Below are 15,122 nucleotides of genomic sequence, written 5' to 3' on the forward strand. Positions count from 1 at the left end.
AGAGGGGGGCGCAAGACAACCGGGAGGAGGGAAGAAAAGAGGGGGAAGCTCCCGCGAAGCGTTAGTGCTCCCCCCCGCCCCGGGGAACGGCGCGGGGCCCGCGCCGCAGGGCGCCGGCCGGGCTCAGACGTTCACGCCGAAGTCCTGGGCGATGCCGCGCAGGCCGGAGGCGTAGCCCTGGCCGATGGCGCGGAACTTCCACTCCCCGTTGTTGCGGTACAGCTCGCCGAAGACCATCGCGGTCTCGGTGGAGGCGTCCTCGGAGAGGTCGTAGCGCGCCAGCTCCGAGTTGTCGGCCTGGTTCACCACGCGGATGAACGCGTTGCGCACCTGACCGAAGTTCTGGCTGCGGCTCTCGGCGTCGTAGATCGACACCGGGAAGACGATCTTCTCCACGTCCGCCGGGACCGCGGCCAGGTTGACCTTGATCGACTCGTCGTCGCCCTCGCCCTCGCCGGTCAGGTTGTCACCGGTGTGCTCGACCGAGCCGTCCGGGCTCTTCAGGTTGTTGAAGAACACGAAGTTGCCGTCCGAGGCGACCTTGCCCTGGGCGTTGCACAGCAGCGCGCTGGCGTCCAGGTCGAAGTCCGCACCGGTGGTGGTCCGGACGTCCCAGCCCAGGCCGACGACGACGGCCGTGAGGCCGGGGGCCTCCTTCGTGAGCGAGACGTTGCCGCCCTTGCTGAGGCTTACTCCCACTGGTCCTCCAAGAATCGGGAGGCACGTCCAGCGGTGCCCCCGGTGGTGCGGGTCAGGGGCGGCGGGAGGCGCATCGGCTCCCGCTCCCCACCCCGCCAACGGCCCGAGCGTAGTACGGGGTTCCCGGCCGTACCTCCGATCGGGCCGGACACGGCCCCGCGGCACTCGGCCGGCGGGTGCCGCGGGGGCACGGGCGGTGCCTCAGAGCGCCGCGAGGACCTTCAGGTACTCCTGCTCGTCCCGGGCGTCCGGGAGGCCGTTGACGACGCTCCAGCGGACCAGGCCGGCGGTGTCGATCACGAAGGTGCCGCGCAGCGGGCAGCCCCGCTCCTCGTCGAGGACCCCGTAGGCCCGGGCGACCTCGCCGTGCGGCCAGAAGTCGGCCAGCAGCGGGAACTCCAGGCCCTCCCGGTCGGCGAAGACCCGCTGGGAGAACTGGGAGTCGCAGGAGATCCCGAGCACCTGCACGGCGTCGTTCTGGAAGCCCGCCAGCTCCTTCTGGATCGCGCCCAGCTCGCCGGTGCAGACGCCGGTGAAGGCGAACGGGTAGAAGACCAGGACGACGTTCCTGCGGCCGCGGAAGTCGGAGAGCCGGACGCACTGGCCGTGCTGGTCGTTGAGCTCGAAGTCCGGAGCCGGGGTGGCGACCTCGATGGCCATGGACGGGACCTTTCTGACGCGGCTGGGCTCCCACGCGCCGGGGGCGCGATCGAACCGCGCGGCGGGCGCGGCGGGGCCATCCTCGCATCCGTTTACGGGCGTTCCGCCGAACGGATGAGGCGGGCCCCTCGCGGCCCCACCGCGTTCGCCGTCCGCGAACGATCCGACGAACGGTCCGGCGAGCGGCCCGGCGCGCGTTCCGGCAGGCGGGTGAGCGGGCCGGCCGCCGGGCGGCGGTCCGGTGGAGCGGCCCGGCGGCCCGCCCGGACACGGCGCGGGCCCCGCCGGAGGGGGTTCCTCCGGCGGGGCCCGGTGCGGGGCTTCAGGAGCCGCTCAGCGCTTGCCGCCCTTCGCCGTGGACTTGGTCGCGAGCCGGGTGGCCGCCCAGTCCTTGACGATGTTGATCGAGCTGGTCTGGGAGAGGCCGGCGGTCTTGGCCGCGTCGTTGATGTCGGAGGCCTCGATGTGGCCGTCCCGCCCGGTCTTGGGCGTCATCAGCCAGATCAGGCCGCCCTCAGCGAGGTACTCCAGGGCGTCGACGAGGGCGTCGGTGAGGTCCCCGTCGTCGTCGCGGTGCCACAGCAGGACGGCGTCGGCGACGTCGTCGTAGTCCTCGTCGACGAGCTCCTCACCGGTGATCTCCTCGATGCCCTCGCGGAGGTCCTGGTCGGTGTCTTCGTCGTACCCCAGCTCCTGGACGATCTGGCCTTCTTCGAAGCCGAGACGGGTCGCCGGGTTGGACTTGTCCGCGGGGTCCGCGGTCGCGCTCACGGGAATAACCTCCAGTATTCGGCTCGGCGTCCATGCCGAGGCTGTGGCCGTAGTCCACACGGGCGCGGCGGTTCGCGCAAGTACCCGACCCCCGATCCCCTCCAAAGGTTGACGTGTCGCAGCGGGACACGCCGTTCGAGGTGTCGCGAATCACACCGATTTGCCCTTCTCTGTGTGGGCCGAGGATGCTTCGGGTGGTCCCGGCCCACAGGGCGTACGCGTGCCCGAGATGCGAACGGCATTCGGGTCCGCGCGTGCGCGGGCGTAGAGTCTCCTGTTGGCCCTCACCCCGGCCGCCCGCCATCGGGCGGACGGGAACCAGGTCGGACCACCTCTTTTCGTAACACCCGGGGGTGTGCGGAGCGGACGACGGACGCCCGCGCCGCGCACCACCAGACCGGGCCGCCCTTCGGGCGGAACGGTTACCGATCGGTAGAGATGACGGATCTCCGAGCGCGGTAGCACGATGGAGGCGGCGCGACACACCTCAGTTTCGACCGACAGTGAAGGAACAGCGTGGCTTCCGGATCCGATCGCAACCCGATCATCATTGGCGGCCTTCCGAGTCAGGTCCCGGACTTCGATCCCGAGGAGACCGCGGAATGGCTGGAGTCGCTCGATGCGGCCATCGACGAGCGGGGGCGTGAGCGTGCCCGTTACCTGATGCTGCGGCTGATCGAGCGCGCCCGCGAGAAGCGTGTCGCCGTGCCCGAGATGCGCAGCACGGACTACGTCAACACCATCGCGACCAAGGACGAACCGTTCTTCCCCGGCAACGAGGAGATCGAGCGGAAGATCCTCAACGCGACCCGCTGGAACGCGGCCGTCATGGTCTCCCGGGCGCAGCGCCCGGGCATCGGCGTCGGTGGCCACATCGCCACCTTCGCCTCCTCCGCGTCGCTGTACGACGTCGGCTTCAACTACTTCTTCCGCGGCAAGGACGCCGAGGGCGAGTCGGGCGACCAGGTCTTCTTCCAGGGCCACGCCTCCCCCGGCATCTATGCCCGCGCCTTCCTGCTGGACCGACTGTCCGAGCAGCAGCTCGACGCGTTCCGCCAGGAGAAGTCGAAGGCCCCGTACGGCCTGTCCAGCTACCCGCACCCGCGGCTGATGCCGGACTTCTGGGAGTTCCCGACCGTCTCGATGGGCCTCGGCCCGCTCGGCGCGATCTACCAGGCCCGGATGAACCGGTACCTGGAGCACCGCGGCATCAAGGACACCTCGGACTCGCACGTCTACGCCTTCCTCGGCGACGGCGAGATGGACGAGCCGGAGTCGCTCGGCCAGCTGTCCCTGGCCGCCCGCGAGGGCCTGGACAACCTGACCTTCGTGGTCAACTGCAACCTCCAGCGCCTGGACGGCCCGGTCCGCGGCAACGGCAAGATCATCCAGGAGCTGGAGTCCCAGTTCCGGGGCGCCGGCTGGAACGTGATCAAGCTCATCTGGGACCGCAGCTGGGACCCGCTGCTCGCGCAGGACCGCGACGGCGTCCTGGTGAACAAGATGAACACCACGCCGGACGGCCAGTTCCAGACCTACGCCACCGAGACCGGCGACTACATCCGCGAGCACTTCTTCGGCGGTGACCTGCGCCTGCGGGCCATGGTCGAGAACATGACCGACCAGCAGATCCAGCACCTGGGTCGCGGCGGCCACGACCACAAGAAGATCTACGCCGCGTTCAAGGCCGCCCGCGAGCACAAGGGCCAGCCGACGGTCATCCTCGCCCAGACGGTCAAGGGCTGGACGCTGGGCCCCAACTTCGAGGGCCGCAACGCCACCCACCAGATGAAGAAGCTGACGGTCGAGGACCTGAAGCGCTTCCGCGACCGGCTGCACCTGCCGATCACCGACAAGCAGCTCGAGGACGGCCTGCCGCCGTACTACCACCCGGGCCGCGACTCGGAGGAGATCCAGTACATGCACGACCGCCGGGAGGAGCTCGGCGGCTACGTGCCGACCCGCAAGGTCCGCCCGCGGAAGCTGGAGCTGCCCGGCGACGACGCGTACAAGGCGGTCAAGAAGGGGTCCGGCAACCAGACCATCGCCACCACCATGGCGTTCGTCCGGCTGCTCAAGGACCTCATGCGGGACAAGGGCATCGGCAACCGCTTCGTGCCGATCGCGCCGGACGAGTACCGCACCTTCGGCATGGACTCGCTGTTCCCGTCGGCCAAGATCTACAACCCGCTCGGCCAGACCTACGAGTCGGTCGACCGGGACCTGCTCCTGGCCTACAAGGAGTCGCCGAAGGGCCAGATGCTGCACGACGGCATCTCCGAGGCCGGCTGCACCGCCTCGCTGATCGCCGCGGGCTCGTCCTACGCGACCCACGGCGAGCCGCTGATCCCGGTGTACGTCTTCTACTCGATGTTCGGGTTCCAGCGCACCGGCGACCAGTTCTGGCAGATGGCCGACCAGCTGGCCCGCGGCTTCGTGCTCGGCGCCACCGCCGGTCGCACCACGCTGACCGGCGAGGGCCTCCAGCACGCCGACGGCCACTCGCACCTGCTGGCCTCCACCAACCCGGGCGTCGTCGCGTACGACCCGGCGTACGGCTTCGAGATCGCGCACATCGTCCAGGACGGTCTGCGCCGGATGTACGGCTCCAGCGCCGAACACCCGCACGGCGAGGACGTGTTCTACTACCTCACCGTCTACAACGAGCCGATCAGGATGCCGGCCGAGCCCGAGAACGTGGACGTCGAGGGCATCCTCAAGGGTCTGCACAGGTACGCGCCGGCCACCGCCGGCCAGATCCCGGCCCAGATCCTCGCCTCCGGCGTGGCGGTGCCGTGGGCCCTGGAGGCCCAGCGCATCCTCGCCGAGGAGTGGAACGTCAAGGCCGACGTCTGGTCCGCGACCTCCTGGAACGAGCTGCGCCGCGACGCGGTGGAGGTCGAGGAGTTCAACCTGCTGCACCCCGAGGAGCAGCAGCGCGTGCCGTACGTCACCCAGAAGCTCCAGGGTGCCGAGGGCCCGGTCGTCGCGGTGTCCGACTGGATGCGCGCCGTGCCGGACCAGATCGCCCGCTGGGTGCCGGGTCAGTACCAGTCGCTGGGCGCCGACGGCTTCGGCTTCGCCGACACCCGTGGCGCGGCCCGTCGCTTCTTCCACATCGACGCGCAGTCGGTCGTCCTGGCGGTGCTCACCGAGCTCGCCAAGCAGGGCAAGATCGACCGTTCGGCGCTGAAGGACGCGATCGACCGCTACCAGCTGCTGGACGTGGCCGCGGCCGACCCGGGTGCCGCCGGCGGCGACGCCTGATCAGCCCGTTGGTCGCCGAGGGGCCGGACTCCCGTACGGGGTCCGGCCCTTCGGCGTACGCGTGGTTTGACCTTCACACCGGTGAGAGGGCCTACGCTCGGCGGCATGACGAACGAGACGAGGTCCGGCTCTGCCGGGCGGCACCCCGAACCGGCCGACGGCGGGGGCGAGTTCAACCGCCAGGTGATCGCCGCGTTCCGGCGGGACGGGGGCGTCGTCGGCGGCGAGCTCGCGGGCATGCCGCTGCTGCTGCTCACCGTGGTCGGCGCGCGCAGCGGCGAACCGCGCACCACTCCCCTGGTCCACCTCCCCGACGGCGAGCGGCTGGTGGTCTTCGCCTCCAACGGCGGCAGCGAGCGGGATCCGGCCTGGTACCGCAACCTGCTGGCCCACCCGGAGGTGACCGTCGAGGTCGGCACCGAGCGCTACCCGGCCCTGGCGACCCCGATCGACCCGGCCGAGCACGACGCGCTCTGGGCCCGGCAGATCGCCGCCCAGCCCCAGTTCGCCGGCTTCCGCACCAAGGCCCGCACCGTGCCGCTGGTGGCCCTCACCCGGGTCTGACCGCCCGCGGCACCACGACGGCCCCGGACCCCTTCGGAGGGGTCCGGGGCCGTGGCGTGCCGGGCGTCAGATGTGCACGGCCGGGCCCGCGTCGTTGGCGCCGCGGCGGGCGAACAGCCCGAGCACGGCGGCGGCGAAGGCCACCACGGAGGCGACCGCGAAGGCCAGCGACATGCCGCTGACGAAGGAGTCGTGGACGGCGGTGGCCATCCCGTCCACCACCTGCTGCGGGGTGCCGGCCGGGGCCGGCGGGGCGATGCCGAGCTGGGCGGCCTGCTTGAGGCCGTCGGCCGCCTCGCCCTCGACCGGCGGCAGGCCGGCCTTGGCCCAGTTGCCGGGCAGCACGTCGCCGACCTTGGCGGCCATCAGCGCGCCCAGCACCGCGGTGCCGAGGCTGCCGCCGACCTGCATCGCGGACTGCTGGAGGCCGCCGGCCACGCCGGACAGCTCCATCGGGGCGTTGCCGACGATCACCTCAGTGGCGCCGACGATGACCGGGCTGATCCCGAGGCCCATCAGGACGAACCAGAGGGACATCACGCCGTTGCCGGAGCCGACGTCCAGGGTGGACATGCCGAACATCGCGGCGGTGGTGATCAGCATGCCGGTCACGATCGGGATGCGCGGGCCCAGCTTGCCGATCGCGATGCCGGCCACCGGCGATCCGATGATCATCATGCCGGTCATCGGCAGCAGGTGGACACCGGCCTCGACCGGCTTCATCCCGTGCACGTTCTGGAGGTAGAAGGTCACGAAGAAGATCGCGCCGAAGAACGCGAAGGCCATCAGCACCATCAGCAGCACGCCCGCCGACAGCGGCACCGAGCGGAACAGGCTGAGCGGGATCAGCGGCTCGCGGGCCTTGCCCTGCCAGAGCGCGAACAGCACCATCAGGACGACGGCGCCGCCCAGGCACAGCAGCGTCCGGGTGTCGCCCCAGCCCCACTCGGGGGCCTTGATGATGCCGAAGACCAGCGCGAACATCCCCACCGACAGCAGCACGATGCCGGGCAGGTCGAAGGACTTGGCGGCGTTCTCGGTCCGGACGTCCCTGAGTATCCACAGGCCCAGCACCAGCGCGATCAGGCCGACCGGGATGTTGATGAAGAACACCGACTCCCAGTTGACGTGCTCGACCAGCAGGCCGCCGACGATCGGGCCGGCCGCGGTGGAGGCGCCGATCACCCCGCCCCAGATGCCGATCGCCATGTTGAGCCGCTCGACCGGGAAGGCCCCGCGCAGCAGGCCGAGCGCGGCCGGCTGGAGCAGCGCGCCGAACAGGCCCTGGAACACCCGGAAGGCGATCACGGTCTGGATGTTGCCGGCGAAGCCGATCGCGGCCGAGGTGGCGGCGAAGCCCACCGCGCCGACCAGGAAGGTCGACTTGTGGCCGAAGCGGTCACCGATCTTGCCCGCGGTGATCAGGAAGACCGCCAGCGCCAGCAGGTAGCCGCTGGTGACCCACTGGATCTCGGAGGGGGCCGCGTGCAGCTTCTCCTGGATCACCGGGTTGGCGATGGCGACGATCGTGCCGTCCAGCGCGACCATCATGACGCCGACCGCGACGGTCAGCAGCGTCAGCCAGGGGTGCCCCTTGAGGCCGCCCCCCGACGGTGGATTCGGCGGTGCGTCCGCCTCGGAGTTCTTCACGACGGACTGACTCATCTGGGCCCTCCGGGGGCATGGCTGATAGCAGGACGTGGTCGTGGCGCCCCGGCCCACCCGTCCCCACAGGTGCCCCGGCCCGACGGGCGCCACCTCGTGAGATTATGTCAGCTGCTGACATTAGGCAAACAGTGACTTCTGGCCATTGCTGACATTTGTCAGAGCGCTAAGATCTGGTTCTCCCACCTGCCCCACCCAGCGCTCCGGAGGGCCCCGCCATGGCCGCTCACACCCCCCGCACCACCGACGGCCCGGACGGCCCCGGCCGCACGCCCGGCCTGCGCGAGCGCAAGAAGCAGCAGACCCGGGACGCCCTCGTCCAGGCCGCCCACATGCTCTTCCTCAGCCAGGGCTTCGCCCGCACCACCGTCGACGAGATCGCCTCCTCCGTCGACGTCTCCCAGCGCACCTTCTTCCGCTACTTCGCCAACAAGGACGAGGTCGCGCTCGCCGTGATGGCCGAGGCGGAGGACTACTTCATCGAGTGCCTGCGCCGCCGCCCGGCCGAGGAGACCCCGCTCCAGGCCCTGCGCGCCTCGATCGTCAAGGCCTGGCGCGACCTCGGCAACGAGGCGGCCTCCGGCCCCGGTTCGATCCACAGCGCCCTCGAACTCATGCGGATCATCGAGGAGACGCCCCCGCTGCTCGCCGCCCACCTGCGCCGGGTCACCGAGCAGGAGCGGCTGGTGGTCGAGGTGCTCGCCGAACGCGAGGGCCTGGACCCGGCCGAGGACCTGCGCCCGGCCGTGCTCGCCGCCGTCTTCGCCAGCCTGCTGCGCGCGGCCCACCTGTCCTGGAGCGCCGAGCACCTGCCGGCCGGCCCCGAGGGCATGGTCGTCCTGATCGAGCGCTACTTCGACCAGCTCGGCCCGGCCCTGGCCGGGCACTGGCGCGATCCCGCCTGAGCCACCCGACCCCCGCGGAAGCCACCCCCGTAGCACTCCGGTGTCATACCCCGGTATCACCCGGTACCCGGGTATGACAGCGGAGGTAGAGCCCCAGTGCGACGCCCGGCGGGCCCCGCCCTCCTAGGCTGGCCCGCGATGAAGAACCTCACCCGCGCCGGCCTCCGCCGGCACACCGGCCGCCTGCTGCTCACCTTCTGGCGGCACCTCAGCATCCCGAACGGCGGGCACGCCCCGCTGCTCGGGGAGTCGCCCCGGCGCTGGCTGCGCCGACTGCCGTACGCCGTCGCCCTGATCCTGCTGATCGCGCTGACCTCCTCCGGGATCAGCGTCCTGACCGGCTCCTACGACCTGGAGCTCCCGGTGGCCGCCGCGCTCACCGTCGCCCAGACCGCGCCGCTGCCGCTCGCCATCACCCGGCCGCTGCCCGCCTGGTGGATCAGCGCGACCACCCTGGTCGCCACCGCGGCCATCACCGCCCGGTACGAGCACCACGGCGGCACCTGGCCGTGGACGGCCCCGATGATCCTGGCGTACCTCGCCGTCCTGGTCGCCCTGTCGCTGCGGGAGAGCCGGGCCACCCTGCTCTCCGTCTGGCTGGCCACCGTCCTGCTCACCGCGCTCACCACCACGCTGGGCCTGCCCCGCGGCGGCGACGGCACCACCGTGCTGCTGATCGCGCTCAGCGGCGCCGTCCTGCTGCTCGGCTGGGCGGTCCGGGACCGCGCCGAGGCGCGCCGGCTGCTCACCGAGCAGGAACAGATCAGCGGCATCGAACGCGAGCGGCGCACCCTGCTGGAGGAACGCGCCCGGATCGCAAGGGAGTTGCACGACGTGGTGGCGCACCACATGTCGGTGATCGCGGTGCAGGCCGCCAGCGCGCCCTACCGGATACCCGAGGTGCCGGCCGAGGCCGCCGAGGAGTTCACCGCGATAGCCGGCACCGCCCGCGAGTCACTGGCCGAGATGCGCCGGCTGCTCGGCGTGCTGCGCAGCGAGGAGTCCGGCGGGGAGAAGGCCCCCCAGCCCGGGGTCGGCCAACTCGCCCAGCTGGTCGAGACGGTGGGCCGGGCCGGCGTCCCGGCCGAACTGACGGTGGAACCGGGCGTCGCGGACCTGGTGCCGCAGGCCGTCGGCCTGTCCGCGTACCGGATCGTGCAGGAGGCGCTGGCCAACGTGGTGCGGCACGCCCCCGGCGCGCGGACCTGGGTGTCGCTGGCCACCGACGGCCCGGTGCTGCTGGTGGCGGTGGTCAACGCGCCGCCGCCGGAGCGCACCGAGTCGCTGGAGGCCTCCGCCGAGGGCACCGGACAGGGACTGGTCGGAATGCGCGAACGCGTCCGGCTGGTCGATGGCAGGCTGGACACCGGCCCGCTGCCGGACGGCGGCTTCAAGGTGGCCGCCGCCCTGCCCCTCGACCACCGCGACACCCCCCGGGAGCGCACCGCATGACCATCCGCGTGATCATCGTCGACGACCAGGCCATGGTGCGCGCGGGCTTCGCGGCCCTGCTGGGCGTCCAGAGCGACATCGACGTGGTGGGGGACGCGGCGGACGGCGCCCAGGCCCTGGAGGTCAACGGCCGCACCCACCCGGACGTGGTGCTGATGGACGTCCGGATGCCCGTCATGGACGGCCTGGAGGCGGCCCGGCGGCTGCTCGACCCGTCGGTGCCCGGCGCCCACCGGCCCAAGGTGCTGATGCTGACCACCTTCGACGTGGACGACTACGTGTACGAGGCGCTGCGCGCCGGGGCCAGCGGCTTCCTGCTCAAGGACGCCCCGCCCGCCGACCTGATCGCCGCGGTCCGGGTGGTCGCGGCCGGCGAGGCGCTGCTCGCCCCCTCGGTGACCCGCCGGCTGATCGAGGACTTCGCCCGCACCCGCCCGGCCAAGCGGCGCGACCCCTCGGTGCGGCTGAACGGCCTGACCCCGCGCGAGACCGAGGTGCTGGGGCTGATCGCCCGCGGCCTGTCCAACCAGGAGATAGCCGCGGAGCTGGTGCTCGCCGAACAGACCGTCAAGACGCACATCGGCCGCATCCTCGCCAAGCTCGGCCTGCGCGACCGCGCCCAGGCGGTGGTGCTGGCCTACGAGTCCGGGCTGGTGACCCCCGGCCGGTGAACCCGCTGATACCCCGGTAGCACCCGGGAGTTGGCCCCGCGGTGTGACGTCCGCGGGGCCGTCGCGTTCCTACCTTCCCCTCCATCGGCAGCCGCACCGAGGCGGCTGCCGAACCGACCAGGGGGAGCAGGAAGATGCGCAGGTACCGGTTCGGGCGGGCGGTCGCCGCCGCCGTGGCACTGGCGGCCGTCCTGGGCGCGGGCGGCTGGGCCGCCGGCACCCAGACCGCCGTCACCGGCCCACCGCCCGGCAGCGCCGACTGGACGGCCGACACCTCGTTCGGCCTGCGGCCGCCCGACCCGGCCACCGCCGCACCGGCCGAAGTCGCCGCGTTCTTCGCCGGGTTGAGCCCGGCCCAGCAGGACGCCCTGGCCGTCCGGCACCCGCTGGTGGTCGGCAACCTGGACGGCGCCCCCGTCCCCCTCCGGTACCGGGCCAACGCCCTGGCCCTCACGGCAGAGCGCGGCCGCGAACTCGCCCGGGCCGCCGACCCCGCCCTCACGCCGCAGGACCACGAGGCCGCCCGCACCCGCGCCGAGCGCTACCGCGCCCTGCTGGACGGCGGCCGGCACGTCCTCGCCTTCGACCCGCGCGGGCGCGGCCAGGTCGCCGAGGTGTACGGAGACCTCGCCACCGCCCGCCGCACCGCCGTGATCGTCCCCGGCTCGGACATCGACCTGCTCCGCTTCGACCGCGCCTCCCGCCCGTACGGCACCCCCGCCGGGATGGCCCGCGCCCTGCTGGACGCCACCGACCGGCAGACCGCCGTGATCGCCTGGGCCGGCTACACCACCCCGCTCGGCCTCGGCCCGGACGCCGCCACCGAGGACCTGGCCCGGGCCGGCGCCCCCCGCCTCACCCGGCTGCTCGACGGACTCGCCGTCAGCACCCCCCAGCCGCCGCCCACGGTGTTCTGCCACAGCTACGGCTCGGTGGTCTGCGGCCTGGCCCGCCCCACCCCCGCGCAGGCCTCCGGCCTGGTGGTGCTCGGCTCGCCCGGCATGGGCATCGGCTCCGCCGCCGACCTCGACCCGGGCGTGCCGCTCTGGGCCACCGCCCGCAACGGCTCGGACTGGATCGGCGACGTGCCGAACGTCCGGCTGTTCGGCCTCGGCCACGGCGCCGACCCGACCGCTCCCGGCTTCGGCGCCCGGCCGCTGCCCGCCACCGGCTCCCACGGCCACGACGGCTACTTCGCCCCCGGCACCGCCTCCCTCGCCGCCTACGCAGCCGTCGCGCTCGGCCGCGCCTGACCCGCCCCGCACCGGAAGGAGCACCACCATGGCCGGCACCCCGACCACCCCGCCGCCGAACACCGGCACCCCGACCACCCCACTGCCGAACACCGGCACCCCAGCCGCCCCGCCGCCGAACACCGGCACCCCGGCCACCCCGCCGCCGGGCGCGCTGCGCCGCGCCGCCGCCCGGGTCGACGCGAAGACCCCGGCCGACCGCGACCGCGCCCTCGACGGGCTGCGCGCCCTCGCCCTGCTCGCCGTCCCGGTCGGCCACTGGATGCTCGGCGGCTTCACCCGCTCCCCCGACGGCGCCCTGCACAACGCCAGCCCCCTCTCCCACCTCGGCTTCTTCGCCCCGCTCAGCTGGGTGCTCCAGATGCTCGGCGTGTTCTTCCTGGTCGGCGGCCACTCCTCGGTCCGCTCGCTGGAGCGGGCCCGGTCGAAGGGCGTCACGACCGGCGGCTGGCTGCGGGCCCGTACCGTCCGGCTGCTGCGCCCGGTGCTCGGAGTGGCGGCGGTCTGGGCGGCCCTGGTCCCGCTGCTGCCCGCGCTCGGCGTCCCCGCGGACACCCTGCGCACCGGCGCGACGCTGGTGGTGCAGCCGCTCTGGTACATCGGGGTCTACCTGGGGCTGACGGCGCTCACCCCGCTCTGCGTGGCCGCCGGGCGCCGGCTGGGCGGCTGGGCGGCGGGCATCCCGGTGCTCTGCGTCGCCGCCGTCGACCTGCTGCGGTACGGGCCGTGGGCCGCGTCGGTGCCGTCCTGGGTCGCGCTGCTGAACATCCTGCCGGGCTGGCTGTTCGGCTACCAGCTGGGCGTGCTCTGGGCCCGGGGCCGGCTCGGCCGTCCGGCGGCCCGGGTGCTGCTGCTCGGCGGCGGCGCGCTGTTCGCCGCACTGCTGCTGGTCTTCCACTACCCGGCCAGCATGGTCGGCGTGCCCGGACAGGCGCGCACCAACTCGCACCCGCCGTCCCTGCTGGTGCTCGCCCTGGCCGCGTTCCAGTGCGGCGCCGCGGTGCTGCTGCGGGAGCGGCTGGGCCGGCTGCTGACCCGCCGTCCGCTGCTGTGGCTGCCGGTCGTGGTGGTCAACCTGTCGGCGATGACGATCTTCTGCTGGCACCAGAGCGCGATGCTCGCCGTCGCGGTGCCCGGCGCGGCCGGCCTGGGCGCCGTCCCGGGGCTGACCACCGCGCCGGACTCGCTCGGCTGGGTGGCCGCCCGGCTGGCACTGCTGCCGCTGTTCGGCGGGGTGCTGGTGGCGGTGGGCTGGTTCACCCGCCGGTTCGACGGCCCGTGGACGGCCCTCTCGCGGGGCGGCAAGGCGCTGGCCGCGACCGCGGCAGCCCTGTTCGCGGCGTACGCGCTGGGCGTGGTGTGACGCACGCCGGTGTTCGCCACGCCCCGGGGGCGCGGGCCGGTCGGTCCGCGCCCCGGGGCACGCTGTCGATACGCTGCCGTCATGGTGACGTTCGATCAGTTCCGCACGATGGCGATGGACCTCCCGGAGGCCGCCCAGGAGCCCACCTGGGACATCGAGACGCTGCGGGTCCGCGGCCGGATCTTCGCGATGGGCGCGCCCGACGGGGACCGGGTCACCGTCAAGGCGTCCCCCGAGGACCAGGCCGAACTGCTGGCCGCCGAGCCCGAGGTGTTCTCCTCGGCGCCGTACGTCGGACGGCACGGCTGGGTGAGCGTCCGGCTGGACCTGGTGGACCGGGACGAGCTGCTCGACCTGGTCACCGAGGCCTGGCGCCGGACGGCACCCAAACGGCTCGTCCGCGAATTCGACGCCCGGCGCTCCGTCTAGAACCCCCCGATCCGCCGTTCCCGGACGCCGTCAGGACACCTCCGGTTCATGTGAGCCATCCCACAGTTTAGGCGTTCCCGCCACCCCTCCGGGCCCCCTAGGCTTGCGCAGGGAAGTCAACAGAGCTATCGCACCCTCCGGGCGCCGCCCGCGAAACGGTGACGGACCCCAAGGGAGTTGGTGCGGTGCGCAACCGTCGACGCTGGAAGCGGGTACTGATCGGGGCGTTCGCCGGTTGCGCGGTGCTCGCCGACGCCGGAGCCTCCGCCGCCGCGGCCGCGGTCTCCTCCGAACAGCTGGCGATCTCCACGCCTCCGGCCGGCAGCGCCGCCTGGGTGCAGGACCACTCCTTCGGCCGCTCCCTGCCCGACCCGGCCACCACCACCCCGGCCGCCGCCGCCCGCTTCTTCGCCTCGCTCGCGCCCACCGAGCTCGACCGGCTGATCCAGGAGTACCCGCTGGTCGTCGGCAACTACGACGGCGCCCCGCTGGACCTGCGCTACCGCGCCAACAGGATCGCCCTGGCCGCCGAGCGCGACCGGGCCCGGGCCCGCGCCGCCGACCGCTCGCTGGACTCCGACACCCGCGCGCTGGCCGTCTCCCGCGCCAACGACGTCGAGCACCTGCTCGCCCCCGACCGGCAGGTCCTGGCCTTCGACCCGCGCGGACGCGGCCTGGTCACCGAGGTGTGGGGCGACCTCGCCGACGCCGAGCGGATCTCCGTGCTCGTCCCCGGCTCGGACGCCGACCTCGGCCACTTCGACCAGGCGGTCGAACCGCTGCGCTCGCCCGCCGGCATGGCCCGCGCCCTGTACGCCGAGCAGCAGCGCCAGGCCCCGAACACCCGGACCGCCGTGATCTCCTGGACCGGCTACGTCACCCCCTCCGGCCTCGGCCCGGACGCCGCCACCTCCCGGCTCGCCGACGTCGCCGCCCCCCGGCTGGAGCGGCTGCTCGCCGGGCTCCGGGAGACCACCCGGCCGGACGCGCCGCCGTCGCTGTTCTGCCACTCGTACGGCTCGGTGGTCTGCGGCACCGCCGCCCCCGACATCCCGCGCGCGGCCTCCTCGCCGTCCGACACCTCCGGCATCACCGACCTGGTGGTCTTCGGCAGCCCGGGCATGGGCGTGCAGAGCACCACCGAACTGGGCGCCGGCGTGCACGTCTGGGCCACCCGCAACCCCAGCGACTGGATCGGCAACGTGCCGTTCCTGGAGGTCGGTGGGCTCGGCCACGGCGCCGACCCGACGGCGAGCGGCTTCGGTTCCGAGCAGATCTCCTCGGCCCGCGCGTCCGGCCACAACGGCTACTTCAGCGAGGGCACCGACAGCCTGCGCAACTTCGCGGCGATCTCGCTCGGCCGCTACCAGGCCGTGATCCGGGCCAACGCGGACTCCTGAGGCCCGGCGGCGGGGCCGCGCCC

General features: G+C 73.1%; 13 protein-coding genes. 9 read left to right on the forward strand and 4 right to left on the reverse strand.

The window, feature by feature from the left end; genetic code table 11:
• Positions 1–123 precede the first annotated feature (123 nt).
• The 3 genes from ACZ55U_RS25105 to ACZ55U_RS25115 form a co-directional block, all read right to left on the reverse strand.
• The gene (locus ACZ55U_RS25105) at positions 124–699 is read right to left on the reverse strand and encodes a TerD family protein (RefSeq protein WP_465529149.1); all 576 of its coding nucleotides are present in this window, start codon (positions 697–699) and stop codon (positions 124–126) included.
• A gap of 201 nt (positions 700–900) precedes the next feature.
• Entirely contained in the window at positions 901–1,359 is a 459-nt protein-coding gene (locus ACZ55U_RS25110) for a peroxiredoxin (protein WP_465529150.1), read from the reverse strand.
• Positions 1,360–1,692: 333 nt separating this feature from the next.
• A complete protein-coding gene (locus ACZ55U_RS25115) occupies positions 1,693–2,130 on the reverse strand; it encodes a DUF3052 domain-containing protein (protein ID WP_465529152.1) in 438 nt (145 codons plus the stop codon).
• Positions 2,131–2,646: 516 nt separating this feature from the next.
• On the opposite strand from ACZ55U_RS25115, the gene aceE reads away from it, so the two are divergent.
• Positions 2,647–5,397, forward strand: a complete 2,751-nt coding sequence (aceE, locus tag ACZ55U_RS25120) for a pyruvate dehydrogenase (acetyl-transferring), homodimeric type (RefSeq protein ID WP_465529154.1) — start codon at positions 2,647–2,649, stop codon at positions 5,395–5,397.
• A gap of 105 nt (positions 5,398–5,502) precedes the next feature.
• Positions 5,503–5,961 (forward strand): nitroreductase/quinone reductase family protein, encoded by a 459-nt coding sequence (locus ACZ55U_RS25125; RefSeq protein WP_465529156.1) that lies wholly within the window; start codon positions 5,503–5,505, stop codon positions 5,959–5,961.
• A 66-nt stretch (positions 5,962–6,027) separates the two neighbouring features.
• Here the strand turns inward: ACZ55U_RS25125 and ACZ55U_RS25130 are convergent, their stop codons facing one another.
• Positions 6,028–7,626: an MFS transporter gene (locus ACZ55U_RS25130; RefSeq protein ID WP_465529158.1), complete on the reverse strand. Its 1,599-nt coding sequence runs from the start codon at positions 7,624–7,626 to the stop codon at positions 6,028–6,030.
• Between the two features lie 218 nt (positions 7,627–7,844).
• On the opposite strand from ACZ55U_RS25130, the gene ACZ55U_RS25135 reads away from it, so the two are divergent.
• From ACZ55U_RS25135 to ACZ55U_RS25165, 7 genes are all read left to right on the forward strand, one after another.
• The gene (locus tag ACZ55U_RS25135; protein ID WP_465529160.1) at positions 7,845–8,531 is read left to right on the forward strand and encodes a TetR/AcrR family transcriptional regulator; all 687 of its coding nucleotides are present in this window, start codon (positions 7,845–7,847) and stop codon (positions 8,529–8,531) included.
• 138 nt (positions 8,532–8,669) lie between these two features.
• Positions 8,670–9,983, forward strand: a complete 1,314-nt coding sequence (locus ACZ55U_RS25140) for a sensor histidine kinase (RefSeq protein WP_465529162.1) — start codon at positions 8,670–8,672, stop codon at positions 9,981–9,983.
• Positions 9,980–10,654: a response regulator gene (locus tag ACZ55U_RS25145; RefSeq protein WP_465529164.1), complete on the forward strand. Its 675-nt coding sequence runs from the start codon at positions 9,980–9,982 to the stop codon at positions 10,652–10,654. The genes ACZ55U_RS25140 and ACZ55U_RS25145 overlap by 4 nt, the downstream gene beginning before the upstream one ends.
• A 134-nt stretch (positions 10,655–10,788) precedes the next feature.
• Positions 10,789–11,907, forward strand: a complete 1,119-nt coding sequence (locus tag ACZ55U_RS25150) for an alpha/beta hydrolase (RefSeq protein WP_465529166.1) — start codon at positions 10,789–10,791, stop codon at positions 11,905–11,907.
• 28 nt (positions 11,908–11,935) lie between these two features.
• Positions 11,936–13,270: an acyltransferase family protein gene (locus ACZ55U_RS25155; protein ID WP_465529168.1), complete on the forward strand. Its 1,335-nt coding sequence runs from the start codon at positions 11,936–11,938 to the stop codon at positions 13,268–13,270.
• Positions 13,271–13,351: 81 nt separating this feature from the next.
• Positions 13,352–13,699, forward strand: coding sequence for an MmcQ/YjbR family DNA-binding protein (locus ACZ55U_RS25160; RefSeq protein ID WP_465529170.1), 348 nt, complete (start codon positions 13,352–13,354; stop codon positions 13,697–13,699).
• Positions 13,700–13,884: 185 nt separating this feature from the next.
• Positions 13,885–15,099, forward strand: coding sequence for an alpha/beta hydrolase (locus ACZ55U_RS25165; protein WP_465529172.1), 1,215 nt, complete (start codon positions 13,885–13,887; stop codon positions 15,097–15,099).
• Positions 15,100–15,122: the final 23 nt, after the last annotated feature.

This window comes from Kitasatospora sp. NPDC034533 (assembly GCF_055575155.1).